Source organism: Streptomyces sp. NPDC127177 (genome assembly GCF_042672475.1).
Classification (GTDB): domain Bacteria; phylum Actinomycetota; class Actinomycetes; order Streptomycetales; family Streptomycetaceae; genus Streptomyces.
Map to the genome: position 1 here is coordinate 15,380 of NZ_JBHXUW010000017.1, position 23,449 is coordinate 38,828.

At 69.5% G+C, this 23,449-nt stretch carries 21 protein-coding genes; 12 read left to right on the plus strand and 9 right to left on the minus strand.

Annotated elements, in window-relative coordinates:
* Positions 1–90: 90 nt before the first annotated feature.
* Both ACFVJX_RS13070 and ACFVJX_RS13075 read right to left on the minus strand, forming a co-directional pair.
* Positions 91–1,680: a sodium:solute symporter family protein gene (locus tag ACFVJX_RS13070; protein WP_384136843.1), complete on the minus strand. Its 1,590-nt coding sequence runs from the start codon at positions 1,678–1,680 to the stop codon at positions 91–93.
* 357 nt (positions 1,681–2,037) lie between these two features.
* Entirely contained in the window at positions 2,038–2,820 is a 783-nt protein-coding gene (locus ACFVJX_RS13075; RefSeq protein WP_384136841.1) for an SDR family oxidoreductase, read from the minus strand.
* A 126-nt stretch (positions 2,821–2,946) separates the two neighbouring features.
* Between ACFVJX_RS13075 and ACFVJX_RS13080 the strand changes: the two genes are divergently transcribed.
* Positions 2,947–3,819: a hypothetical protein gene (locus ACFVJX_RS13080; protein ID WP_384136845.1), complete on the plus strand. Its 873-nt coding sequence runs from the start codon at positions 2,947–2,949 to the stop codon at positions 3,817–3,819.
* 110 nt (positions 3,820–3,929) lie between these two features.
* Here ACFVJX_RS13080 and ACFVJX_RS13085 read toward each other — a convergent pair whose 3' ends face one another.
* The 3 genes from ACFVJX_RS13085 to ACFVJX_RS13095 all read right to left on the minus strand — a co-directional run bounded on the left by ACFVJX_RS13085 (position 3,930) and on the right by ACFVJX_RS13095 (position 6,264).
* Positions 3,930–4,136 (minus strand): DUF397 domain-containing protein, encoded by a 207-nt coding sequence (locus ACFVJX_RS13085; protein ID WP_384136839.1) that lies wholly within the window; start codon positions 4,134–4,136, stop codon positions 3,930–3,932.
* Between the two features lie 245 nt (positions 4,137–4,381).
* Positions 4,382–5,251, minus strand: coding sequence for a helix-turn-helix domain-containing protein (locus tag ACFVJX_RS13090; RefSeq protein ID WP_384136838.1), 870 nt, complete (start codon positions 5,249–5,251; stop codon positions 4,382–4,384).
* 290 nt (positions 5,252–5,541) lie between these two features.
* The gene (locus tag ACFVJX_RS13095; RefSeq protein ID WP_384127106.1) at positions 5,542–6,264 is read right to left on the minus strand and encodes a GPP34 family phosphoprotein; all 723 of its coding nucleotides are present in this window, start codon (positions 6,262–6,264) and stop codon (positions 5,542–5,544) included.
* A 163-nt stretch (positions 6,265–6,427) separates the two neighbouring features.
* On the opposite strand from ACFVJX_RS13095, the gene ACFVJX_RS13100 reads away from it, so the two are divergent.
* The 4 genes from ACFVJX_RS13100 (at position 6,428) to ACFVJX_RS13115 (ending at position 12,947) form a co-directional block, all read left to right on the plus strand.
* On the plus strand, positions 6,428–9,118 hold the full coding sequence (locus ACFVJX_RS13100) for a hypothetical protein (RefSeq protein WP_384127104.1): 2,691 nt from the start codon (positions 6,428–6,430) through the stop codon (positions 9,116–9,118).
* Between the two features lie 161 nt (positions 9,119–9,279).
* A complete protein-coding gene (locus tag ACFVJX_RS13105) occupies positions 9,280–11,124 on the plus strand; it encodes an MFS transporter (protein WP_384127103.1) in 1,845 nt (614 codons plus the stop codon).
* A 225-nt stretch (positions 11,125–11,349) separates the two neighbouring features.
* The gene (locus tag ACFVJX_RS13110; RefSeq protein ID WP_384127101.1) at positions 11,350–12,189 is read left to right on the plus strand and encodes a hypothetical protein; all 840 of its coding nucleotides are present in this window, start codon (positions 11,350–11,352) and stop codon (positions 12,187–12,189) included.
* The gene (locus ACFVJX_RS13115) at positions 12,186–12,947 is read left to right on the plus strand and encodes a hypothetical protein (RefSeq protein ID WP_384127099.1); all 762 of its coding nucleotides are present in this window, start codon (positions 12,186–12,188) and stop codon (positions 12,945–12,947) included. Before ACFVJX_RS13110 ends, ACFVJX_RS13115 begins: the two co-directional genes overlap by 4 nt.
* A gap of 62 nt (positions 12,948–13,009) precedes the next feature.
* Here the strand turns inward: ACFVJX_RS13115 and ACFVJX_RS13120 are convergent, their stop codons facing one another.
* Entirely contained in the window at positions 13,010–13,822 is an 813-nt protein-coding gene (locus ACFVJX_RS13120; RefSeq protein WP_384127097.1) for a helix-turn-helix domain-containing protein, read from the minus strand.
* A gap of 138 nt (positions 13,823–13,960) precedes the next feature.
* On the opposite strand from ACFVJX_RS13120, the gene ACFVJX_RS13125 reads away from it, so the two are divergent.
* Positions 13,961–14,710: an SDR family oxidoreductase gene (locus ACFVJX_RS13125; RefSeq protein WP_384127095.1), complete on the plus strand. Its 750-nt coding sequence runs from the start codon at positions 13,961–13,963 to the stop codon at positions 14,708–14,710.
* Between the two features lie 372 nt (positions 14,711–15,082).
* Here ACFVJX_RS13125 and ACFVJX_RS13130 read toward each other — a convergent pair whose 3' ends face one another.
* The gene (locus ACFVJX_RS13130) at positions 15,083–16,804 is read right to left on the minus strand and encodes an AAA family ATPase (protein WP_384127093.1); all 1,722 of its coding nucleotides are present in this window, start codon (positions 16,802–16,804) and stop codon (positions 15,083–15,085) included.
* Between the two features lie 167 nt (positions 16,805–16,971).
* Here ACFVJX_RS13130 and ACFVJX_RS13135 point away from each other — a divergent pair, with 167 nt between their 5' ends.
* Positions 16,972–17,121: a hypothetical protein gene (locus ACFVJX_RS13135; protein WP_365357075.1), complete on the plus strand. Its 150-nt coding sequence runs from the start codon at positions 16,972–16,974 to the stop codon at positions 17,119–17,121.
* A 51-nt stretch (positions 17,122–17,172) separates the two neighbouring features.
* On the opposite strand, the gene ACFVJX_RS13140 is transcribed toward ACFVJX_RS13135, so the two are convergent.
* The gene (locus tag ACFVJX_RS13140; protein ID WP_384127090.1) at positions 17,173–17,736 is read right to left on the minus strand and encodes a peptide deformylase; all 564 of its coding nucleotides are present in this window, start codon (positions 17,734–17,736) and stop codon (positions 17,173–17,175) included.
* Positions 17,733–18,704: a multiprotein-bridging factor 1 family protein gene (locus tag ACFVJX_RS13145; RefSeq protein WP_384127089.1), complete on the minus strand. Its 972-nt coding sequence runs from the start codon at positions 18,702–18,704 to the stop codon at positions 17,733–17,735. The genes ACFVJX_RS13140 and ACFVJX_RS13145 overlap by 4 nt, the downstream gene beginning before the upstream one ends.
* A gap of 141 nt (positions 18,705–18,845) precedes the next feature.
* On the opposite strand from ACFVJX_RS13145, the gene ACFVJX_RS13150 reads away from it, so the two are divergent.
* Genes ACFVJX_RS13150 through ACFVJX_RS13170 form a run of 5 tightly spaced genes read left to right on the plus strand, consistent with a single transcriptional unit; the run spans position 18,846 to position 23,375 of the window.
* Entirely contained in the window at positions 18,846–20,003 is a 1,158-nt protein-coding gene (locus ACFVJX_RS13150) for a glycosyltransferase (protein WP_384127088.1), read from the plus strand.
* Positions 20,000–20,704 carry a hypothetical protein gene (locus ACFVJX_RS13155; protein WP_384127086.1) on the plus strand — a complete coding sequence of 235 codons (705 nt, stop codon included), beginning with the start codon at positions 20,000–20,002 and terminating at the stop codon, positions 20,702–20,704. Before ACFVJX_RS13150 ends, ACFVJX_RS13155 begins: the two co-directional genes overlap by 4 nt.
* Positions 20,701–21,936, plus strand: coding sequence for a hypothetical protein (locus ACFVJX_RS13160; RefSeq protein ID WP_384127085.1), 1,236 nt, complete (start codon positions 20,701–20,703; stop codon positions 21,934–21,936). The genes ACFVJX_RS13155 and ACFVJX_RS13160 overlap by 4 nt, the downstream gene beginning before the upstream one ends.
* The gene (locus ACFVJX_RS13165) at positions 21,930–22,805 is read left to right on the plus strand and encodes a glycosyltransferase family 2 protein (protein ID WP_384127084.1); all 876 of its coding nucleotides are present in this window, start codon (positions 21,930–21,932) and stop codon (positions 22,803–22,805) included. The genes ACFVJX_RS13160 and ACFVJX_RS13165 overlap by 7 nt, the downstream gene beginning before the upstream one ends.
* A 39-nt stretch (positions 22,806–22,844) precedes the next feature.
* Positions 22,845–23,375, plus strand: a complete 531-nt coding sequence (locus ACFVJX_RS13170; protein ID WP_384127082.1) for an AAA family ATPase — start codon at positions 22,845–22,847, stop codon at positions 23,373–23,375.
* The last annotated feature ends 74 nt before the right edge of the window (positions 23,376–23,449 follow it).

A 23,449-nucleotide genomic window follows, 5' to 3' on the forward strand; every position in this document is an offset into this window, starting at 1 on the left:
CGGGTTACGGGGGAGCCGTCGGCATCCCCGTAACCCGCCCCCCGACTCCGTACAGCCGCACGTGGCACAGCGGCGGGCGTCGGTCCGCCGTCAGTCCTTCACGCCCTTCCCACCCTTCGCGCCCTCGACGACCGTCTCGTCGCTCGGTCCGGACTGGACCGGCAGGCTCGCGCCGGTGGCCGGTCCGTCGCCGTCCGAGTTGATCTTCGCGATGATCGCGTCGCGCTCCGGGGTGTCCTCCGGCTTGATGAAACCGATGACGATGAAGAGCACGAGCGAGATCGCCAGCGGCAGAGCCACCTGGTACTGCAACGCGACGTTCGTCTTCGTCGAACCGTCGAAGTTGTAGTTGGTGAAGTAGAACGCCAGCAGACCGGCCGCCCAGCTGACGAGCGCCGCCGTCGGCCCCGACTTACGGAACCGGCGCAGCAGCCCCAGCATGAACGGGATCGCGATCGGGCCCATCAGACCGGCGACCCACTTGATGACGACGGAGATGATGTCCTTGAACGTCGGCGAGTTGATCTGGGTCGCCAGCGCCATCGACAGGCCCAGGAAGCCGAGCGTGGAGATCCGCGCGGCCAGCAGTCCGGCCCGGCTGCTCCAGCTGCGGGCTGCCTTGGAGAAGACCGGCATGATGTCGCGGGTGAAGACGGCCGCGATGGCGTTGGCGTCCGAGGAGCACATGGCCATCGTGTGTGAGAAGAAGCCGACGACGACCAGGCCCAGCAGACCGTGCGGCAGCAACTGCTCGGTCATCAGCGCGTAGCTGTCGGAGGCGTCCGGCTTCTGCGCGTGGACCAGCAGCGGGGCGCACCACATCGGGAAGAAGAGGACCGTCGGCCAGACCAGCCACAGGACGGCGGAGAGCCGGGCCGAGCGGGTCGCGGAGGCGGCGGAGTCCGTGGCCATGTAGCGCTGGGCCTGGTTCCACATCCCGCCGTTGTACTCGAAGGTCTTGATGAACAGGTACGCCAGCAGGAAGGTCACGGTGTACGGGCCGGCCGTCGGGTCCGTGTGGCCCTCGGGCAGCTTGTCCCAGACCGTCCACAGGGTGCTGAAGCCGTCCAGCTTGCTCATGGCCGTGACGAGCATCGCGATACCGGCGAACAGCTGGATGATGAACTGCCCCAGCTCGGTGAGCGCGTCGGCCCACAGCCCGCCGACCGTGCAGTAGACGGCCGTGATGATGCCGGTGATGAAGATGCCCTGGGTGAGGGTGATGCCCGTGAAGACGGAGAGCAGGGTGGCGATGGCGGCCCACTTGGCACCGACGTCCACGATCTTCAGCAGCAGACCGGACCAGGCGAGCGCCTGCTGGGTCTGGATGTTGTAGCGGTTCTTCAGGTATTCGAGCGGTGAGGCGACGTGCAGCCGCGAGCGCAGCCGGTTGAGCCGGGGAGCGAAGAGCTTGGCACCGATGCCGATGCCGATGGCGATCGGCAGCGACCACGTCACGAAGGACGTGACGCCGTACTGGTAGGCGATCCCCGCGTAGCCGGTGAACATCACGGCGCTGTAGCCGGACATGTGGTGCGAGATGCCGGACAGCCACCACGGCATCTTCCCGCCGGCCGTGAAGAAGTCGCTGACATTGTCGACACGCTTGTGGGACCAGAGTCCGATCGCGATCATCACGCCGAAGTAGCCGATGAGCACGACCCAGTCGAGACTGTTCATGTGCCCCCTCCTGGGGTCCGCCTTGTGAACGGGTACGCACTTCGTCAGTACGGCCGTTCAGCGGTGTCCCCGTGCGGGAGCGGGGACATCGGGGATTGAACCGCCTGTCCGGTGCCTCGGTCAAGGTCTCCGGCGGTCAGAGATGTGAACGCGGATCAGTAAGCCGAACGATTTTACGCGTTCTTGACCTTCGGAGGCGTTGTCGTGAACGTGACGGCGGCCACACGATGAGCAGGCACTTCGTCAGGCTGTGCAGAAGAAACGAGAGAACGTCCACGAGAGCCGAAGAGCACAGAAAGACCGCACGGGATGCGGGTCCCGTGCGGCCGAGAAGGAGGAGACCTCTGTACGAGAGGGTCAGCGCATCAGCTCGCCGGCGTTGACCAGCAGGGACTGCCCGGTGATCGACCGTGCCCGGTCGGAGGCCAGGAAGACCGCGGCCTCCGCCACATCGCCGTCCGTGGCCAGCTCCGGCAGTGCCATGCGCCCGGAGAGCCTTTGCAGCACCTCGGCCTCGGGTGCGCCCTCGGTGTGGGCGGTGAACCGTACGTATGCCTGTACCGGCGGCCCCCACATCCAGCCCGGCAGCACGGTGTTCACCCGGATCCGGTCCGGGCCGAACTCCCGGGCCATGGAGTACATCGCGGAGGTCAGCGCGCCCTTGGAGGCCGCGTACGCCGCCTGCCGCACCTGGGAAGGGGCGGCCACCGCGGACTGCGTACCGATGACGACGACCGATCCGCCACGCTCCTTCAGGGCGGGCAGGCAGGCGCGCGTCATCCGCAGGGTGCCGAGCAGATTGACGTCGATGACCGACTTCCAGGTGTCCAGATCGGCGTCCTCGACCCCGCCGAAGTAGCTGTCCCAGGCGGCGACATGGACCACCGCGTCGATCCGCCCGAACCGCTCGACGGCCAGCGCCGCGAGCGCCTCGCACTGCGCCTCGTCGGTGATGTCGGTGGCCAGGTGCGCCGTGCGCCGGCCCTCGGGATCGATCTCCGCCGCCGACTTGGCGAGATTGCCCGCGGTGCGCGCCCCGAGGACCGCGCGGCCGCCGTCCCGTACGACCGTGGCCGCGATCCGGTGCCCGAGCCCGGCGCCCACCCCGGAAACGATGACGGTCTTCCCCGCGAGCAACATCGGCGCCTCCCGGCTCTGGCAGTTTTTCTGACGGAGCGTCAGAGTGGCGTCAGGGTAGGTGCCTCCGGCGGAGTACGGAAGGGGAACGGCGTGAGTGAGGAAACGCGGGACGAGGCGACGGACGAGGTGGCGGACGGGGCTGCGGCGGCCGGTGGCACGCGCAGCGACACGTACGCGGAGCTGGCCGCGCTGGGTCCGTACGGAGTCCGTCCCGGCCACGCGCTGATCACCATGGTGGAGCCGCACCCCGGCCACGAGTACGCGTACAACCGCTGGTACGAGGACGGCCACTACTACGCGGGCGCGATGGCGATGCCCTGGATGTTCGCCGGTCGGCGCTGGGTGGCCACCCGGGAGCTCCAGGAGCTGCGGTACCCGGAGAAGTCGGCGGTCGCGACGCCGGTCGGCGCCGGCTGCTACCTGTCCACGTACTGGGTGACGGAGGGGCGCTACGACGACCACATGAAGTGGACCGTCGGCATCAACAAGCGGCTGAACCGGGACGGCCGGGTCCACCAGGAGCGCACCCATGTCTTCACGGCGTTCCAGGACCACGAGGCGACGGTCTACCGGGACGGTGCGGCGGGGCCACGCGACTTCCACGCGCTCGACCATCCGTACCGCGGGCTGGTCCTCGAAGTGATCGACGCCGAAGGGCCGGAACAGCGGGCCGAGTTGCTGGAATGGCTGCGCTCACGGCATCTGCCGGGACGGCTGAGCGGGTCGCCGGCGGCGATGGTGACGGTGTTCCGCCCCACCCCGTTGCCGGGGGACCGGATGACGTACGTGAAGCAGGTCGAGGGCGTCGACACCCGGCTGACCCTGCTCTGGTTCCTCCAGGAGGATCCGAGGGAATGCTGGGAGCGGCATTTCACCGGGCTCGACGCGACGGTTGCGGAATCAGGCCTGGGGCGGGTGGAGCTGGTGGCGCCGTTCATTCCGACCGTGCCGGGCACGGACCGCTACGTGGATCAGCTGCGCCGGGTCGGCGGCGCCTGACACCGCGAAACCTCGCGGGGAGCCCCCTCGGCCAGGACGGCGAACCAGACGAGAGGGCTACCGGCAGCACCGGGTTCGGTGCGGCGATACGGGAATGCGGGAATCATCGGTCAGGCGGTGACGACGCCCTTGGCGACATCACGCACGAACGCGTTCCAGGCGCCGGGGACGAAGTTGATCGAAGGCCCCTCGGGAGCCTTCGAGTCGCGTACGGCGATCGCCTGCACGAGAGGGGACTTGACTTCGACGCAGGCGCCGTTGCCCCCGGAATACGACGACTTCGTCCACTTATCCGTAGCACCCTGACGAATGGCCATGTTCACTCCGGTTCAGAGAGTTGTGTGAGTGGCGCCAACGATGTGCTGTTGGCGTGATCGACGCTACTCGCCAAGCTCCCCGAGTGAAGGGGCCGTTCACTCGACCGGATGGCATCTGCCATGCAGGTCTTCCGCTACGGGGTGGCGACGGTGTATCGTGCCGTCGCCTCACCCGTAACATCGCTTCTTTTTTCGCATTCCAGACTTTACGGGCTGGCTGGTTTAAGCGCCCGTTCTGCGGGGATTCACGCCGCGTTCGGGCGCGTGTACTCCTTCGCGATCCGGTCGATGAAATCCCGGGTCTGTTCCACGTTCAACGCCTGGGCGCGCAGGTGTTCGTACATGACGCTGTACCGCTGCACGTCATTCGCCTTCTCCAGATAGAGGTCGCTGGTGACGCCCTCGATATAGACGACGCTGGAATCCGCGGCGTCCGGGAATTCCAGGATGGCGTACTGCCCGTTGATGCCCGGGTGGGCGCCCATGTCGAACGGCAGCACCTGGACGGTCACATGCGGAAGGTGCGACAGCTCCACCAGACGCTCCAGCTGTTCGATCATCACCTGCCTGCCGCCGACCAGCCGGCGCAGCGCGGACTCGTCGATCACCGCCCACAGCCGCAGCGGGTGCTCCGGGGCGTTGATCCGGTCCTGGCGGCGCGAACGGACGCTGACGCGCTTGTCGATGTCGGTCTGCGGCGCCTCCGGCAGCGCGCCGTTGATCAGTGCCTCTGCGTACTGCCGGGTCTGCAGCAGGCCGGGGACCACCTGGGGTTCGTAGACCCGCAGCGATTCGGCATCGGTCTCCAGGCCGATGTACACGCTGTACGGGATGTCCCCGAAGGCGTGCCACCAGCCCTGCTGGCGGGAGTCCTTGGCCATCTGCATGAGCGAGTCGACGATCCGGTGGTCCTCGACCTCGTACACCCCGCAGAGATCGCGGACGTCACGCTGGCTGATGGAGCGGCGGCCGTTCTCCAGGCGGCTGATCTTCGACTGCGAGACCAGAAGCCGCTCCGCCACCTCCTCGGCCGTCATGCCCTTGATCTCGCGCAGTCGGCGCAATTCCTGACCCAACCGGCGTCGCCTGACGGTGGGATTGACGTTGGACGGCACGGAAACGGCACCTCCGGCTATGTAGCTGTGCGTATCTACTGCTCAGCAGATTGCCACCCAGGCACCCGGCCGCGCTGGGAAATGGCCACACGCAGCGGCGCGGGGCAGCCGGTGGTACCGGCTGCCCCGCGCTTGGTGCGGCTCCCGAACCGGGTCTTTGGGGACGTCGGTGCGGCGGTATTCGGTTGTTGCGGTGCTGCGTTCGGAGCGGTGGTGCGTACTGCTCTCTGTGTGGTGCGTGGTGCGTGGTGCGGGTTGTGCGGGTGCTGCGTCGACGCCCGTGCGCCGCCCTAGTGGGCCGCGGTGTGCGCCATGCTGTCGCGTCGTGACTGCGACTGCGCTTGCGGTTGCAACGGCACACCCGGCGCCTGGTTGCGACGCGGTTGTGCGACCGCCCCGTTCTGGACGTCCATCACGGCATGCGCCACGAGACCGCCCATCGGGTCGTGTCTGATCAGGTCCCGGAGCCGGGAGCGCGATGAGCGCCCCTCGTTCCCGGGGTACAGGTGCTTGCCGAGTCCGACCGCGTGGGCCAGCGCGGCGAGCGCCGCGGTCCGCGGGTCCGGCGGTACGCCGGTGCGGATCGCACTGTCCAGCCGGGCCCTGATGTCCCGGCTGATTGCCGTGTCCGTCGCCTGGTAGCGAGTCGTCGGCAGCACTCCGCACATCTGGCCCGCCACGGCATGCACCATGCCGCACCGCTCCAGATGAGCGAGGTAGATCTGGCGAAGCCCCAGTCGGGGTCCGCCTATCCAGTGGACGGCCCGAACCGGGCTGCCGCGTCTGCGCAGCAGTTCCAGTGCGGAGTCCAGAGTCGGATCTCCTGTCGGCCGTGGCATCACCACGGCGATACGATCCCCGTCAGGGGCTATCCGTCCTGCCAGAGCCAGCTCTACTAGCTGAGCTCCGGCGAGGCCGAGGTCGAGCGACTGCGGCTGCGCTGTGGTACCCGTGGTCGGGTCCAGAGCGAGCAACAGAAGCTCCTCCGGAATTGTTCTGCGGCTCCTGCCCATCCATGCCTCCCCGCGTGGATGAGTGACAGGGTGACCCCTCTCACATCTGTCTGTCGAGGGTGCCTGGGTGCTTTGTACTGGAACCGTAGGTATGTCGTTCTCGTCTAGCAGCCCAGCCGAGGGTTCACACGGGACACTGGTAGATGGTTCGGACAGCGCGGGGATGTCCCCGCGCCGCATGGAGGAGGCATCGGTGGCGGGCGAGTCCCCCGACAAGTCGGAGCAGCAGAAGTCGTCGGGAGCGGCTCGGAGCGAGCACGATCCGCGGCTCGCGGTGTTCCGCGAACCCGACTCCCCGGCGGAGTCCGGCGGCAGGGCGGACACGGCGACGGCCGTTTTCAGCACGCAGCGGTCGGAGTCCGACGCGGAGACCGAGACGGAGACCGGGCCCGAGGCCGAGGCTCGGTCCGAGGCCGAGCCGGGCGCGGTAGCCGACGCTCGGAAGCCCGAGCCCGAGCCCGAGCCCGAGCCCGAGCCCGAGCCCGAGCCCGAGCCCGAGCCCGAGCCCGAGCCCGAGCCCGAGCCTGCCGCAGGCGCGGAGGGGGTCTCTGGAGGCTCTGAGGGCCCGTTGGAGGCCCCTGGGGTCGATCAGGGCGCTGCGGGGACGGCTGGGGAGCCCGAGGAGCCTGCGGAGGGCGTGGAGCCCGCTGGGGCGGCCGATGCGGCGGAGGGCGATGCGGCGGGGCCGGAGAGTGCGGCTGCCGAGGCCGGAGCTGCCGAGCCCGGGGAGGGCGACGAGCGGCTCCGGGCTGCCGTTGCGGCCTGGGTCTCGAAGGACGGCGACGAACAGGGCTCGGACCCCGAGCCCGAGCCCGAGGACGTGGGCGCGGCGGGCGAGGCTGAGGCCGCCGCCGGGCAGGACGTCGTCGATTCCGATTCCGATTCCGATTCCGACGCCGAAGGCGCTGCCGCTGCCGACGGCGATAGCGAAGGCGACGGCAACGGCGCTTCCGGCAAGGTGCGCGTGCCGCACACCCGTGAGGAATCCGGCGCGGACTCCGGCAAGGAGCCCGGCAAGGAGCCCGGCAAGGCCTCCGCGTCGAAGCTCGAATCCGACTCCGATCCCAAGCCCGCGCAGGACTCCGACCAGGATTCGGCACAGGCACCGGCACAGGCAGAGTCCGACGGGCCCGACAGGTCTGATGAATCCGACGGGTCCGACGGGTCCGACGAGAGCGCCCCCGGCACCACCGAAGGCGCTCAGAACACCACCACCACCGACGACAAGCGCGCGGTGGATCAGCCGACGGCCGTCTTCAAGGCGCCCCGGCTGCCCCGCGTCGACCAGCCCACGACCACGCTGAAGGTCACCCCGCCCGAGACGCCGAAGCCCGGGTCCGGGTCCGGGCCGGATGCCGGCCGGGAGTCGCAGCCCGAGTCCCCCGCCGAGCGGACCAGCAAGTTCGTACCGCTGCGCGCCGATGACGTACGTCCGGCCCCCGCGCCGCGCGCCCCCGTGGCGCCCGCGCGGCCATCCGGCCCGGACGCATCCGCGGCACCCGCGGCATCCGCCCAGCTGCCGCCCCCCGCATCGCTCAGCGGTGCGGAGCGGACCCGGCAGCAGCCGATGCCGCCCCGGCCGCCGCTCGACCTCCTGGCCGAGCTGACGAACACGCCTCCGCCGCCGGAGACACCGGTCCGCACGGCGGTGCGGAGGGTCAAGATCTGGACCCCGTTGGTCCTGCTTCTCCTGATCGCGTTTGCAATCGTGCAGATGGTGCGCCCGCTGCCCGACCCGACCCTCACGCTGTCGGCCAAGCCGACGTACACCTTCGAGGGCGCCAAGCCGACCCTGCCGTGGCCCGACGAGGGCCAGGGCTACATGGCGGCCACCGGCCTCGGGAAGGTCGACTCGTTCGGCGAGCAGAAGCCGGTGCCGATCGCGAGTGTGGCCAAGGCGATGACGGCGTACCTCGTGCTCAAGGACCACCCGCTCAAGCGCGGCGAGAAGGGCCCCGGCATCGAGATCGACGCCAAGGCCGAGTCGGATGGCCGGCTCACCAGCGAGGGCGAGTCCACGCTGGACACGGTGAAGGAGGGTGACGTGCTCTCCGAGCACGACGCGCTCGCCGCCCTCATGATCCCGTCGGCGAACAACATCGCCCGGCTGCTGGCGCGTTGGGACGCGGGCTCCGAGAAGGCCTTCATCAAGAAGATGAACGCGACCGCCGCCGAGCTCGGCATGAAGAACACCACGTACACCGACGCCTCCGGGCTCACCGCTTCGACGGTCAGCACGGCGGAGGATCTGGTGAAGCTGGGGGAGAAGCTCGTCGAGTTCCCGGCGCTGATGGACATCACCAAGCTGCCGGAGTGGAAGGACCCGTCGGGCAAGACCTGGCGGAACTGGAACACGCTCGTGCCCTACGACAACGCCCTCGGTATCAAGACCGGCACCACCACCAAGGCGGGCGGCAACCTGCTCTTCGCCGCACACAAGATGATCGACGGCACGGACCAGCTCATCGTCGGTGCGGTGCTCGCGCAGCACCGGTCCCCGATCATCGACGCGGCGAACGAGGCCAGCAAGAAGGTCATGCTGGCCACGCTGGACCTGCTCGACGGAGCCAAGGTCGTCAAGAAGGGCGATGTGGTCGGCGCGGTCGACGACGGCATGGGCGGCACCACACCCGTGATCGCGACGAAGGACGTGAAGGCGGTCGGCTGGTCAGGCCTCACGGTCAAGCTCGAACTGACCGACGGCGGCAAGGCGATCCCGCACTCGGCGGCAGCCGGTACGCATGTCGGGACGCTCACCGTCGGTGAGGGCACCAGCCAGGTGAAGGTCGCGGTCGCGCTCCAGAGCGACCTGAAGGAGCCGGCGGCCGGCGACAAGCTGACCCGGATCGGCTGACCGGGAGGAAGGGGGCGCCGACTCCGGCGCCCCCTTTCTCGTACGTGTTAGCGTCCCGGAACAACTCGGGGCGAGGGCACAGCGTCCTCACAGGTGAACGGCGTACGGCGTACGAAGCTCGGGGTACGGGACGGGAACTCGGGGAAACGGGGAGAGCTGTAGTGACCACCGCGGAGCCGAAACCCGGCCACGAGGCGGCCGACAGCAGAGGCAAGAGGGGCAGTAACGGCAGTATGCGGACCACAGTGCCTGCCCCCCGTACTCCGGAACCGGGCATAACCGAGCCCGAGACGACCCGGACGACGCGCCTGCTGCGGCATCCGGTGACCATCGCGACGGCCGCCGCGGCCGTCACACACGTCCTCTGGTTCTTCTTCTTCGCGAACAGCGGCGGCGACATCGCGGCGCAGGACGCCTGGGCCGAGTTCGTCGGCCGGCACCCCGGTACCGCGTACAACCTCGCCTGGTACGGGGGCATGCACCCCGTCTCGTACAGCGTCGTGTCGCCGTATCTGATGTCGGTGCTCGGTGTCCGTACGACGATGATGATCGTCGGTACGGTCTCGGCGGCGCTGACGGCGCTGATCCTGGTCAGGGTGCGGGCCGTGCGCAATCCGCTCGCCTGCTCGCTGGCCGGGGTCTTCGCGTACCTGTGCAACGCGCTGTCGGGCCGGGTGACGTTCGGGCTCGGCATGATGTTCGCGGTCGGTGCGGTGGCGGCGGTGTTCTGCTGGCCGTACCGCTGGCGCCACAAGCGGTGGGCGAAGGCGGTCGTCGCCGCGCCCCTCGCCGGGCTCGCGACGGCGGGCAGCCCGGTGGCCGGGCTCTTCCTCGGTGTGGTCGCGGCCGCCCTCTTCCTGAACAAGCGCCGCCCCGGGGCGTATGCGCTGGGGCTGGCACCGGTCGTGGTGGTGGCACTGTCGGCGTGGCTGTTCCCGTTCTCCGGCACGCAGCCGATGTCGGTCGCGACGCTCTCGGGGCCGTTCGTCTTCGCCGTCCTGATCTTCTTCCTCGTGCCGCGCGACTGGAAGACGGTGCGGACGGCGGCCGCGGTGTACGGCATCGGGACGCTGCTCACGTACGTCGTGGACTCGCAGATCGGCTCGAACGTGTCGCGGATGGCGATGCTGTTCGCCGGAGTGGTGCTGCTGGCCGCACTGCCGTACGCGGAGCCCCGCTCCCGCCGGTGGTACGCGCTGGTCCTCGCGTTCGCCGGGCTGAACTTCTGGATCGGGTTCAAGGGTGTGGACGACATCGTCAGGACCGCACCGGACGCGTCCTGGGCGCGGTCGCTGGCCCCGCTGGTCAACCAGCTCCAGAAGGTCGGCGCCGAACGCGGCCGGGTCGAGGTGGTCCCGCCGAGCAGCCACCGGGAGGCGTCCGCGCTGGCCCCGGTGGTCAACCTGGCCCGGGGCTGGAACCGGCAGGCCGACATGGAGCGCAACCCGGTCTTCTACGACGACACCCTGGACTCCGTCAGCTACCGGCAGTGGCTCGACCGCTGGGCCGTGCACTACGTGGTGCTGCCGCAGGGTTCCCCCGACTCCAGTGGGGCGGTGCAGGAGGCGGAGCTCGTCAGCAAGGGGCAGCCGTACCTGAAGCCGATCTGGTCGGACGCCAACTGGCGGCTCTACTCGGTGGACAGCCCGGTGCCGCTGGCCGACCCGCCCGCGACCGTGGACCTGGCGGGCGCGGGGGAGCTGACCATCCACGTGAAGAAGGCCGGACGGGTACTGATCCGGATCCCGTACTCGCGATGGCTCGCCCTGGTCGACGAGAAGGGGCGGAGCCTGGAGCGGCCCCAGGAGACCGAGGCGTCCAAGCACCGCGCGGACAAGGACGTCCCCAAGGACTTCGCCAACACCAACGGCTGCCTCATCAAGGTGGACGAGGACGAGTACGGCGACGAGTGGACGGAACTGCTGGCACCGCGCGCCGGTGTGTACCGGCTGGGCGCCCCGTACCAGCTGACGCCGGGCACGCCCTGCCCGGACGAACTGCGCTGACGGGGCGAGCCCGGCCGTCGGCGGCGTCGGGGTTCTTGAGGAACGGCTGCGCGGCGAGCGCCTCGTCCGTACCGGCGAGCACCGCGTGCGAGGTGTGCAGTCCGCGGGCCGTCCGCCGCTGGTGCGTGCACGGGCCCGCCGTGCTGTACTGACGAGGTGGAGCGAAGGCGCGCACCGGCATCGGCCGCCCACCTGAGGCGGCCCGGCAGGGCGGGTTCGGGCGGTGTGAGCGACCGGCGGGCGGCCCGCGTGCGCACCCGGGTCCGGCTCATGATCGAGATCACGGCACGGGCAGGGGCGTACCGGAAGGGGCTCGTCGAGGCGGCGCGCCGCCTCAGCCCGGAGGAGGCGGCGATCCTTTCGGATCTGGAACGCCACGGACTGCAGGTGCCCCAGTTGCACGACGTACTGTGCGGCGGCCACGTGCTGGTCGATGAACCGCAGCTGTACGAGGACTGGCGGTTCGCCGACGTGAGTCACGAGCGCCTGTCCAGCCACCACCGTGACATCGACAAGACGCGCTATCCCGACATCGGAATGCGCGGGGACGTGGTGCGGGAGAAGCTGCACGGGCGCACCGCCCAGGGCACCTGGATGCAGTTGGAGAAGACACCGGCCGCCTTCGGCGGGCGGAAGATCCCCAGCGTGAGCGACCTGCGCCACCTCATGGACTACGTGGTCTACCGGATCACGCGGAGCAACGTCGGGCCCTGGGGGCTGTCCCGGATGACCGAACGGCACCCGCTGTACCTGGCGCCGGTCCTCGCCCTGCCCACGTCGCTGACGCCTCCGGTCGCGCGGGTGCTGACCCAGGCACTGCGCCGGATCGAGGAGGGCGACGGCACCGCCGTCTCCACGGACCTGGCGGCTCGGTTCCCGCCCCCGGACCGGGAGGGCCTGGCCGGTGAGCTGGGACAGTCGCTGTCCGGCAGGGCGGGCCGTGGACTGTTCGGCAACTCCGAGGTGTGGGTGACCGAGACCCTCTCACGCAGCGCCGCCGCCGTGCTCCGCGAGAGTCGCGTGCCGCCCGTGGTGGAACTCTTGCAGCCCGGAGGACCGTCATGAGCGGCGACGACCAGCGCGATGTTCCCCCTGCGACGCAGTCGGACGCGGGTGCGGCGTCCACCCCCTCGGGACTGGTGTCGGCCGTGGTGAACCTGGTCGACACAGGACCGGTGCTGCTCGGCGCGTACACCGTCGCGGAGCTCATCGCCGTGGACGCGATCGTGGACTTCCTGGAGGCCAGGCCGTCGGACGACGTGATCGCCGAGGCCGTGCGCTCACTGGCGGCCCGGCAGCTTCTGCTGGCGGGTGAGACGGGCGAGGAGGTTCAGGTGCAGGGAGACCTGGGCATCGCCGTGGCGTTCCAGCAGAGGGCCCGCAAGGTGCTCGATGCCCGCACGACCGGGTCGGGCCAGGGCGAGCCGTGGCGGATCCTGTTGCTCCCGCAGCCCGAGGGGATCTGTCTCATGGTCCGCATCGACGCGCTCGGCGTCCACCAGTTGGGGCTGCACAAGATCGACGAAGCCCTGAACACGCTCACCGAGTGGCTGCCGCGAGGCCCGGCGGCGGACCCAGGAGAGCCGGTGGACGCCGAGGCGGTGCTCGCCGCCTCGGAGCGCTCCGCGCTGGTCACCGTCACCGACTACACGGCGCGGGGATCGGCCGAGACCGCGGGCAGCAGCAGGGATCTGGTGCTGGCCCGCAGTGGCGAACGGCTCCACTTCCTCGTCCGGGACCCCGGCGACCGGGAGAAGCTGGTGCCGGATCCCGAGGCGGGCAGGGCGGACGTCAGCGAACGGCTCGTCGGTCTGCTGGCGTAGCCCCGCGACTCGACTGTGCGGTGGCCGGGCCGGGCAGGTGACAGCCGTGGTCCGCCCGCCCTTCACCCCGTGCCGACGCGCACGAGGGACGCGAGCCTCGCCGCGTCCGGGCCGTCTGCCGCCGTGTACGTCCAGATCCGCACGTCCGCGTCCGGGACCTTCAGCACGTCGCAGTCCAGGGCCAGTTCACCGAACACGGCCCGGCCGCCGAGGCGGGAGCCCAGAGCGGACCGCGCCCACAGGGCGTGCCCGTCCGGGTCGGCGGACCGAGCCTCGGTGACGAGCTCCGTGAGGTCGTCGTCGTCCGGGTAGGCGGCCCGGGCGAGACGCAGTTCGGCGACGAGGGCGGTGCGGAAACCGGCGTGGAAGGGGCCCGGGGGAAGGCCGGGGGAGGCAGCTCCCGGCACGAAGACCGCGCGGACCAGATTGACGGGTGGCCCGGCCGGGGGTGCGCCCAGGAGCGCGACCCAGGCCGCGTTCCATTCCAGGAGCGTCCAGTCGGCGGCGAACACCCCTGCCGGGACATCACCCAAGCGGGCGACGACACGTCCCACGCTCGGCGGGACGCGGTCGGGGACCCGCCCCGGTGCGGGCGGGAGCTGCCCGGCGACCAGGTGCAGATGGCAGGACTCGTCGGCGGACAGCCGCAGCGTCTGGGCGAGCGCGGCCAGGACGTGCCGCGAGGGACGCCGCGCCCTTCCCTGCTCCAGACGCAGCAGGTAGTCGACGGAGACCCCGGCGAGCGCGGCCAGCTCCTCGCGCCGCAGTCCTGCCGTCCGGCGGCGTCCGGTCGCGGGCAGACCGACGTCCTCGGTGGAGAGCCGGTCGCGCCACGCACGCAGGGCCTCGCCCAGGGGGTTCTCGGTACCGCTCATGCGTCCCATTGTCGCCCGCCGCCCCGGGAGCCCCAGCCTGGTACTGCGATTCCCAGGCTCGACCGGGTACTGGCTCCGGTCGGGGGACGCGCCGACGCTGGTCCGGTACCCGCCCACCATCGCCCTGGAGCACCGCACATGAACCACGCAGCACCCTCCCTCGCCGGCCGCGTCGCCCTCGTCACCGGCGCCTCAAGCGGCATCGGCCGAGCCACCGCCATCGAGTTCGTACGGCGGGGCGCGAAGGTCGCGGTCTCGGCCCGGCGCGCCGACCGCCTCAAGGAGCTCGCGGCGGAGCTCGGCGACGCCGCCCTCGCACTGCCCGCCGACCTGACCGCCCCCGGCCAGGCCGAGGAGACCGTCCGGCGGACCCTTGGCGGTCTCGGCCGGCTCGACATCCTCGTCAACAACGCCGGGTACGCGACCAACGGGCTCGTCGAGGACGGCGACCCCGCGGTGTGGGACACCGTCGTCGACATCAACCTCCGTGCCGTCATGACCCTTTCGCGGGCCGCGCTCCCGCACCTGCTGGCGGCGGCGGGCGGCCCGGCGGGCGTCGCCGACCTGGTCACGGTCAGCTCCGTCGTCGGCCGCAGGGCCAGCGCGGGGAACGCCCCCTACGCCGCGACGAAGCACGCCGTGATCGCGTTCAGCGAGGTGATGCGCCAGGAGGTCGCGGCGCGCCGCGTGCGCGTCGGCGTGATCGAGCCCGGAATGGTCGCCACTGAAATGACCCTCGGCACCGGCATCGGCGGCGAACTCGGCACCTCCGCCGACGACTGGCTGCGGGAACAGGACCTCGCCGAGGCCATCGCGTTCATGGTGACCCGCCCTAAGCAGGCGGCCATAAGCGAGATCCTGATGCGCCCCACCACTCAGGAGTTCTGAGACCCCCGCTGATCCGTGGGGACGATTCGGGGGAAGCGACTCCCCGCCCGCTCACGCGAAACGGCCCCGGACGAGAAGTCCGAGGCCGATCAGAGCGCCTTACTGGGAGAGAAACCCCAGGTCAGCGGTGTAACGCACTGTGCCCCCGGCAGGATTCGAACCTACGACACCCGCTTCGGGAGTTTTCCCTGATCAAAGCTTTGAGCTGCATAAACGTCGGGTGCAGGGTGTCTGGCCTGCGAAAACTTCCCTCCGTAGTTCTCACGTGTTCGCGCGGTTTCCCGGCCTCATGTGTGCTGAATCCGTTCCACACGATCTCCTGCCGCCTATGCGGGCTACGCGGAGCAGGCGCCGTCAGATCAGGGGCAACTCTCAACAAGGCAAGGTCACTGCCATGAGATTGCCGTCCCCAAGGTGCAGCCATCCCCGGCCAGGAGTGATCGGCCTGCCGACAATGGAGTCTCCCGTTTTGATGCCGATCCAATCACCGGCGTGCCGCTGCTGGGGAGACAGAAGGAGGCCGCGGTGGGCTCTCTTCGCCCTGTCCAACCAGGGGTAGTGCGGTCGGAGCTTGTCCTCATCGCCTGCCAGGACCAGCGCCACCCCCTCGTCGAAGCCGTGCTTCAGCAGGTTCCGCAGCACTCGCCGGGCATCGCACTCGTCCAAGAGCTGTGCGTCGTCCATCACGACAACGATCGGCTGCTCAGCAGACGCCTCCGACAATGCCTCTTCGAGCTCGTCGTGCCCGATGTCATCTTGATCGAAGCAGGCCACCACGCCGTCTCGATCAGCCAACTCCCTTAGAGGTGAAGGCTTGGGCGTCGCGAACACGAGTTGGGTGCCCGATGCGAGCAGAGAGCGTGCGATGGTCACCAGTGCCGTGGAGCGACCTGATCCTGAGGGACCGGCCACGACGAAGGCGGGAGCCGTACCGGAGGCAAGATCAGGGCCGTACACGGCTAGATTCCCCTCTCCGACGCCCCCGACTCCTGTGAGTGCCCACATCCTCGGTGCCGCAGGGTCACGCATTGCCCACGCCTCGTCGAAGGTGATACCGGACGGTAATACGTCAGAGCGCTCCTGCGCCTCCAAGGCAGCACGGGCCGCGTCCCAAAGGCCGAGCAACAGGACGTGATCCTCCATCTGGAGTCCTGCCATGTGAGAGAACGCGACGAGCGCCTCACGCTCGGGCAACTCATCGTGGGTGTACCAGCGGATCCACGCATTCGACGAGACGCCCGTCTGCTTCTCCATGTCGGTGAAGGACCACTTGCGCTTCGACCTGTGTTCGTCAAGGCGGCGATGCAGCGTGACCAGCTCTAGTCGCGCCGGGGAGTAAGGCACCTCGAACTCTCTGCTCTTCACGCCGTAGAACGTCGCGTTCGCTGGCCGTCGCTCCTCCGCGGCATCAGCCATCTTGGCGAAGCCTTCACTACGGCGTACCACACCGAGAAACAATCTCAACGCGTCCTTGTCGTACCAAAGGGCCTGCGCTGCGTTGAGGATCAGCCCCTTCAAGGACTCCTCTGCGTAGTTGAACTGCGCAGAGGGTCGGTCAGGGTTGGATGGTGCCTTCCCGCCGACCGGTGGTTCTTCCGTTGTCCGCCGGCTTGAATCCGTGGTGTCCTGCTTCGGCAAGTCCTCCGAATGGTCAGCCGTGTCGCTCACGTCGTCATTGTCGGCAGGGGTTCTATCCGCTGGAGGCTGTACTGAAGCTTGGGCGACTGTTTCCCTGACGACTTGCTTCCACAGGTCCTTGAAACGGTTGACCTCGCCGTCTACATCGTTGTGCCCACCGACTTCGGCCAGGACACGGACGATGACCTCAAGGCGGCCCCGCGGCGGCCGATCAGGCTTCTGGAAGGTGTCCAGCACTGCCTGGTGATTCACGATCCAGTAGTCCTGCGCATCCTTCCCGACGCCGTCGCGAATAGTCCGGGCTGACGGGAGACCCGCTTCCAGCCTCAGATCGTGGAGCTCATCGTTCAGCTTCTTCAGGTCAGGCTGGTCAGCCAGCTCGGGCCTCTTCCACGGCTGAGCGACCATCGTCTCTGCCCCCTTCTGATGACTCTGCGTCAGTTTCTGGTAGGCCATGCGCGTCGGTGCCTGCACTTACGAGCGTCAGGACCTGTCCCGCGCTGTCATTCAGCGGCTGTTCTTGTCCGATGCTGTCAGCGATCGTCTTGAGCTGTCAGGGCCGTCCGTGAGGCCCCCACGCTGGATGCACAACCCAGTCGGTGCCATATGGAAGGTAGATCTTCATGGAACAGATCAGCGTGCGCCTCGTAGTCCTCCTGTTGGTCGGAGTCCTCGTAGTCGCTCTGATCCTGCATGCGCCCGAAGTCGGGGCGGCCTTGGTGGGAGCCACGGCGGTGGTGGCGCTTCTCGCTCAACTCATGGGCCGCGAGTGACCCTGCTAAGGCGGCATCACCGGTGAGCGTCGAGGTCGCTGATTTCGGGCCCTACTCGTACGCCCAAGCCCGTCCGGTCTGCCGGTACTCCCCCACGGGGATCGGTTTCACTCCAGTGTGCATGCGGGCGGTGTAGAGGAAGCCGTCGAGGTGGTCGATTTCGTGGTGGATGAGGCGGGCGAGGCCGCGTTCGTACACGGCGGACACGGTCTCACCTGTCCGGGCCGTGGTCTCCACTGTGATCTTCAGGGGGCGGGGGACCAGGCCACGGACGTCGAAGAAGCTCAGGCAGCCCTCGTACTGTTCGTCCATCTCGTCGGAGTGGGTGGTGATCCGCGGGTTGAGCAGGATGATGGCGGGGGCGTCGTCGGGCGGTTGGACAACGGCGGCGGTTCGCGCGATGCCAATCTGCGGGGCGGCGATACCCATGCCCTTGGCGAAGGGGTGGACCTGGCCGATTCGCTCCATGGCAGCGAACAGTTCGTCGGTGATGCGCTCGGCCTCGTCGCACTCGGCAGGCAGGTCGAAGGCGCGGGCCGGTTCGGCGAGGATGCCAGCGCCGTGTTGGACGACGCCGAGGTCTCGCATCTGCTGGCTGGGCCGCACGTCAATCACCTGAACTCCCCTTGGTCTGTTACGCGTTCGGGCCGTGCCCGAAACCGCCACTCCAGACGGTACCGAGCGTGCAGGGCGGGTGTGGTCGTGATCCACGTGAATTGCCGTAGTTCACCGTGGTCGCTGCGGACGGGAGGGGTTCGTAGCGGGGAGGCTTCGGCGGTCATGGAGGTCTCGGTGCCCCACACGACGGGGTCAAGGGCGGCTGGGAAAGCGAGCTGGACTTCCAACTGCTCAGTGGGCAGGCGGACGGCTCGCTGGAACCAGTTGCCCCACTTCTCGTCGCCGACGGTGTAGGCGTACTCGATCCACACGGACTCGCCGGGATAGAGCGGGAAGCGGCCGTGTTCGTTGTCGAACAGCAGCCAGACTTCCTTGAAGGCGTCGCGGTCGTGCTTGGCCTGCCACCGCATCGCCTCGCCCCGGCAGGTGGCGGTGAGGTCGAGTTCGCCCCAGGTCAGCGGGTGGGCTCGGTAGTGCGCGTTGGACTGCTCAGGGTCGCCGGGGTAGCGGTCCACGGAGATGCGAATCAAGTAGCGGGTCACCGGTTCGTCGCCGGTGTTCCGCAGCCGTCGGCGCATGGTCAGCCGGTACGAGGCGCCGTCGTACTGGAGCCGTGCCGCGTCGTGTTCCACGACGAGGGCCGAACCGGTCGCATACGGCTGTTCGGGCCTGCGCTGGGCGGGCGGCGCCGCCGGCCGCCGGGTACGGGCCCTTGCCTGCTCGTAGTCGCACCAGCGTCTCCAGATCGCCTTCCCGGCGTTCAGCGACTCGTCGGCGAGACGTGAGAACTCCTCGCTGGGCTTGTGGCGACCCGACTCCACGTGGCTGACGTAGGACGGGTCGAAGCCCATGGCCAGCGCCAACGCCCTCTTGGACATGCCGCGTACTTCCCGCCAGCGCGCCACCTCGGCCGCGTAGTCCTCGGCCGCCTGCTCGGCGGTGATCTCCTCGCCTTGCGCTTCCATCGAAGCCCCGCGTCATCGTTGGTGAGCATGAATGAACCGTGAGTGATCCAAGTTCACCATTTCGTCACGGTCTGCGTCGCCGCTTTCCTTCCCTTACTGGCCCGGATCGAGCCTCCGGGCGAATGAGGGAGGCGAAGCAACATGCGCATGCTGTACCTGCTGAACATCTCCAACCCCGACCGGCTTTCGGCCGACTCGGGGTGGATTTTCGCGGACCTGCTTGCCCCGGCTCTGGCGGATGCCGGAGCGAAGGTGACGGTCGCGGCCCCGGCATCGGTCGGGGATGCCCGCTGCGGATTCCATCAGACGAAGGTGCCGGGGACGAAGTATCGGGCCCGCTTCTCCGCGGACATTGATGAACTGGTTGCACTGATCCGGGCGGAGAAGCCCGACGTGGTCGTGGCCAACCAGATCGAGGAGACCCCGGCGATCCGCACAGCCCTGCTGGAGGCCGGATCCAACGCCCTACTGGCCGGCTACTGCCACTACCTGCCGTTCTCCTTCGCGGGCGGCGGCCAGCTCCAGCTCGACCCGTCCCTGAACGACGCGGAGCTCGGGCGGCCGGTGCTGCTGGCATTCGCCGCCGGATTGGCCGCCTGCGACCGGGTGCTGGTCCACTCCTCCACGGCCGCGTCCTGGGTGTCGGCGGCAGCCGCCCGGATGACCGTGGACATCGGCGAGCAGCTACGAGTGGTGCCCGCCCCGCGTGACGAGCGTCTGGTACGCGACCCCGCCAGCACGCAGCCCGCCTCCGGCGCCGGGGCGATCGGCGTCTACAACCACCGGCTGTACGCGCACTACGGCACCGGGCAGTTCGTGGACCTGGCCCGCGACCTGGTCGCGTCCGGCACCGTCGTGCTGCGGGTCATGGACCTGTTCGGCCAGCGCCGGGCGGAGCGCAAGGGCCTGGACGACAGCCCCGAGAGGATGCGCGACCAGCTCGCCGCACTGCCGCACGTACAGATCGTCTCCGACCGGGGCGACCGCGTTCGCTACAAGGACCTGCTGGCCGGCGCGCGCTTCGGTATCGCCCCGTTCCGGCCCGGCTGCCCCTGGTCGATGAGCGTGATCGACTGCCAGGGCATGGGCCTTCCGGTCATCTCGCCCCGTCTTGGCTGGCTCGCCGAGCACATCGACCCCGAGCTGTGCTTCTCCACCCAGGCCGAGGCCGTCGCCTTGGCCGAACGGCTCGCCACGGACGCTGAATTCCATGCCCTGCACGCCAAGCGGGCCCACGCCTCCACCGCCGACTTCACCCCCGCCCTGATCGCGGCCCGCTACCTGGAGGCCGTCTCGTGAATGGCTTCGACGCGGTTCTCCTCTCGTACGACGAGCCGATGGCCACCTCTCTGCACTCCCGGCTCCAGCGCACGCTCGGCGGCAGGGTCAAGCGCCTGCACGGCGTACACGGGATGCGCCGGGCCTACCGCCTGTGTGCAGAGCTCGTCGACCACGAGCAGTTCTTCCTCGCCGACGGGGACTTCGCCATCGACGCCAGCTTTGCCCCCGCCACGGTGGAACCGCTGGACGAGGGCGTGTCGATGCGGGTATGGCGGGCGGTCAACCCGGTCAACGGTCTGACCTACGGCTACGGCGGGCTGAAACTGGTCCGCCGCAGTGCCCTGCGCGAGATGGGCGAGGCCGTGGACGTGCTCGCTGCCCTGCCCGGACGGATCGAGTTCGCCCAGCAGACCGCGGGGATCACGAGGTTCAACCAGAGTCCTTTTCACGCTTGGAAGGCCGGTTTCCGCGAGTGCGCGATGCTCGCCCGCGGCAGCGAGTACGGCATGGCCGACGACGACTCCCGGCAGCGGGTGGAGGCATGGACCAAGAGTCGCAACGGCGAGTTCGCCCCGTACGCCGCCGCCGGGGCTCGCGAAGGGGTCGCCTTCGCCGAGGAGTTCGCCCGCGCCCCCGGACGGTTCGACCACCTCAACGACCCCACGTGGCTGCGGACGAGGTTCACAGCCGCCCACGGGGACCAGGCCGTGGGCGGGTGACCGGCCCGTTGGTGCTGATCGAGCCGTACGCCGACCGCCTGGGCGGGCACCACCAGCGCACGCTGGGGGCGCTCGCCCAGGTGCGGCCCGGGAGCCTGGTGATCGCCCCACATGGGATCGTCCGCGAGGCGGTGGCCGCCCTGCGCGAGGCCGGGGCCCGGCTGGTGACCGTACCGGCCGGGCACCCGGCAGCCGTGCTGCTGGCCGTCTCCCGCCTTGCGGCCGGGCTCTCCAAGGCTGGGCTGCGGGTCTTCCGCTCGCGCCGCTGGCCGCGCTTCCTGCGGCGGCTTCCGCACCAGATCACCCTCATCGCCCGGTGTCTTGCGGAGGCGTCGGCCCTGCGGACCGCCCGCCGGCTGGAGCCCGGCGCCGAGGCGGTGGTGATCCTGAGCGCGAACGAGGCTCTGCACGGTGCCGCCGCCCTCCTCGGCGGGCTGCCACACCTGCGGTTCGTCCACGAACAAGTAACCACCGAGGACGCCGCCGTGCGGTTCCTCGGCCGGCTCGCCCGCCGGGGCGAGAGGCAGGTTCTGGCGGTGTGCCCGACCCAGGCCGTAGGCGATCAGTTCACGGCAGCCTTCCCGGACCTGCCCGCAGTGGTCCGGGCCTTCGCGGTCGACGACGGCCGCCGCCTCACCGACGCTGAACGCGACGGCGGCCGTACCGCCTTCGACATCCCTACCGGCGAAGCCGCGGTGTGCCTCGTCGGCGGCTGGTGGCCCTACAAGGACATCGGAGTCATCGACGCCGCCCTGCCCATGCTGAAGGAGCCGCTGCACCTGATGGTCACCGGTATCCCGCTCGACGAGGCCGTGCTCGCCCGATGGCGTGACCTGCCGAACGTCCGACTCCACACGATTCCCGGACCGGTCAGTGAATCGGTGCTGCGGCTGGTCTACGCCGCCGCCGACGCCGCCCTGGTCACCCGTCACCCCGGCGTCGGCAAGGAGTCCGGACTCGTGATGGACGCCGCCCGCCTCGGCGTCCCCCTGGTCGTCTCCGACCACGACCGCGCCCTCACCGCCCGCCTTCACGGCCGGCCCTGGGCCCTGACCTTCACCGCCGGCGCCCCGGACGCCCTCGCCGACGCCCTACATACCGTCATCTGCCAGCCGCCTCCGCTGCCCGACCTCGACGCTCCCGGCTTGCTGGGGGTGCGGTCGGCCGCCGGGCAGGCCGACTTCCTCACCCGCACCTTCGCCTCACTGCGTACGAAGGACTCCCGATGCTGAGCACCCCTCCCGCGCTGATCGCCGTCGTCGGCCCCGTCGAACCCCCGCTGCTGGCCGCCTGGGTCCGCCACTACCGGTGGCTGGGTGTCGAGCGGTTCCTGATCGCCTTCCACTTCCCCGAGCACGTGCCCGACCAGCAGCGGTACGAACTCCAGGACGCCAGCCGCGAACTGGGCATCATCCCCACCGGCACCAGCACCGGCCCGTGGCACGAGCACACCAACACCCAGCTCAGGGACGCTCTGCGGCACCGGGCCGGCCAGGGCTGGCACCTGCTCGCCGATGCCGACGAGTTCCAGCAGTACCCCGCCCCGCTGAGTGAGGTGATCGCCCAGGCCGAGAGGTCCGGCCACCGTGTGGTGGGCGGCCTGATGCTCGACCGGATCGCCGCGAGCGGGCGCCTGACCGGCTGGAGGCCCGAAGGCGGACTGGATCTCGCCTATCCCCTCGGCGGGCACCTCACCCACCGGCTCCTGCACGGAGACCCCCGCAAGATCGTTCTCGCCCGCCACGATGTCACCGTTGCGGGCGGCAACCACAGGGCCCCCGGACAGCGTCCGGATGCCGGCCGTATCTGCGCGGTTCACCACTTCAAGTGGCGCTCGGGCGTCCTGGACGACCTTCGCCGCCGGGTCCAGCACTTCTCGACCGGCACATGGCAGGAACAGACCCCGGCCGTGCGCGACGAGGCCAGCCGCCTCCTGTCACACGTCGGCCAGCACGGCGGCGTGATCAACACCAGTGATCCGCGGTTCGCCTTCCGCCGGGTGAGCCTGGACCGCATGCCGTTCAGCTGGCCCAGCGAGGCCCGCAGCATCGTCACCGCCTGGCGGCCGCACGCGCACACCTGTAAGGATCAGAGACAATGACCGTGCCTACGGACAGCTCGCCGCGGAAGGGATGATCTCGTGCCCCTTGCCGTTCTCCTGGCCGGCATCACCGGCTCCGGGAAGACCACCGTCGCCCGAGCCCTCGCGGGCCACGGCTACATGCGGCTGTCCGTGGACGAGGAGGTGCACCGCCTCCACGGCCGATACGGCGTGGACTACCCCGAGGACACCTACTTCGAGCGCGAACGGCCCGTCGTCGAGGCGATCCGGCAGCGGTTCGTCAAGGAGCTGGAGGCCGGCAACGACGTCGTCCTGGACCACGGGCTGTGGCGGCGCGCCGAGCGCGACGCCTGGCAGCGGGCTGCCCGCGAAGCGGGCAGCCACCCGCTCGTGGTCTACCTCCCCGCCGACCGGGAGGAACTGCTGCGACGCCTTGCCGAACGCAACGAGCGCGAGGACGCCAACGCCCTCACTGTCACTTCCGAAGCTCTCGACGACTTCTTCGCCCGCTTCGACCCCCCGGCCGACGACGAGCAAGTCATCGTCTACACCGGAGACCTGGACGCGCTCGTGGCGGCGCTGTCTTCGGTCAGGCACAGGCAGGTCTGAAGTAATTCCACTCACTGTTCGATATCACCGAGCATGGCGTGGTCCGCCAACGGCTTGGCGGTGGCTGCGCTCAT

What these genes read in the sequence shown, in the direction of transcription:
- ACFVJX_RS13070 (WP_384136843.1), bottom strand. Translation starts at nt 1,680, where the DNA reads ATGAACAGTCTCGACTGGGTCGTGCTCATCGGCTACTTCGGCGTGATG.
- ACFVJX_RS13075 (WP_384136841.1), bottom strand. Translation starts at nt 2,820, where the DNA reads ATGTTGCTCGCGGGGAAGACCGTCATCGTTTCCGGGGTGGGCGCCGGG.
- ACFVJX_RS13085 (WP_384136839.1), bottom strand. Translation starts at nt 4,136, where the DNA reads ATGGCCATTCGTCAGGGTGCTACGGATAAGTGGACGAAGTCGTCGTAT.
- ACFVJX_RS13095 (WP_384127106.1), bottom strand. Translation starts at nt 6,264, where the DNA reads ATGGGCAGGAGCCGCAGAACAATTCCGGAGGAGCTTCTGTTGCTCGCT.
- ACFVJX_RS13100 (WP_384127104.1), top strand. Translation starts at nt 6,428, where the DNA reads ATGTCCCCGCGCCGCATGGAGGAGGCATCGGTGGCGGGCGAGTCCCCC.
- ACFVJX_RS13115 (WP_384127099.1), top strand. Translation starts at nt 12,186, where the DNA reads ATGAGCGGCGACGACCAGCGCGATGTTCCCCCTGCGACGCAGTCGGAC.
- ACFVJX_RS13120 (WP_384127097.1), bottom strand. Translation starts at nt 13,822, where the DNA reads ATGAGCGGTACCGAGAACCCCCTGGGCGAGGCCCTGCGTGCGTGGCGC.
- ACFVJX_RS13125 (WP_384127095.1), top strand. Translation starts at nt 13,961, where the DNA reads ATGAACCACGCAGCACCCTCCCTCGCCGGCCGCGTCGCCCTCGTCACC.
- ACFVJX_RS13130 (WP_384127093.1), bottom strand. Translation starts at nt 16,804, where the DNA reads ATGGCCTACCAGAAACTGACGCAGAGTCATCAGAAGGGGGCAGAGACG.
- ACFVJX_RS13135 (WP_365357075.1), top strand. Translation starts at nt 16,972, where the DNA reads ATGGAACAGATCAGCGTGCGCCTCGTAGTCCTCCTGTTGGTCGGAGTC.
- ACFVJX_RS13145 (WP_384127089.1), bottom strand. Translation starts at nt 18,704, where the DNA reads ATGGAAGCGCAAGGCGAGGAGATCACCGCCGAGCAGGCGGCCGAGGAC.
- ACFVJX_RS13150 (WP_384127088.1), top strand. Translation starts at nt 18,846, where the DNA reads ATGCGCATGCTGTACCTGCTGAACATCTCCAACCCCGACCGGCTTTCG.
- ACFVJX_RS13165 (WP_384127084.1), top strand. Translation starts at nt 21,930, where the DNA reads ATGCTGAGCACCCCTCCCGCGCTGATCGCCGTCGTCGGCCCCGTCGAA.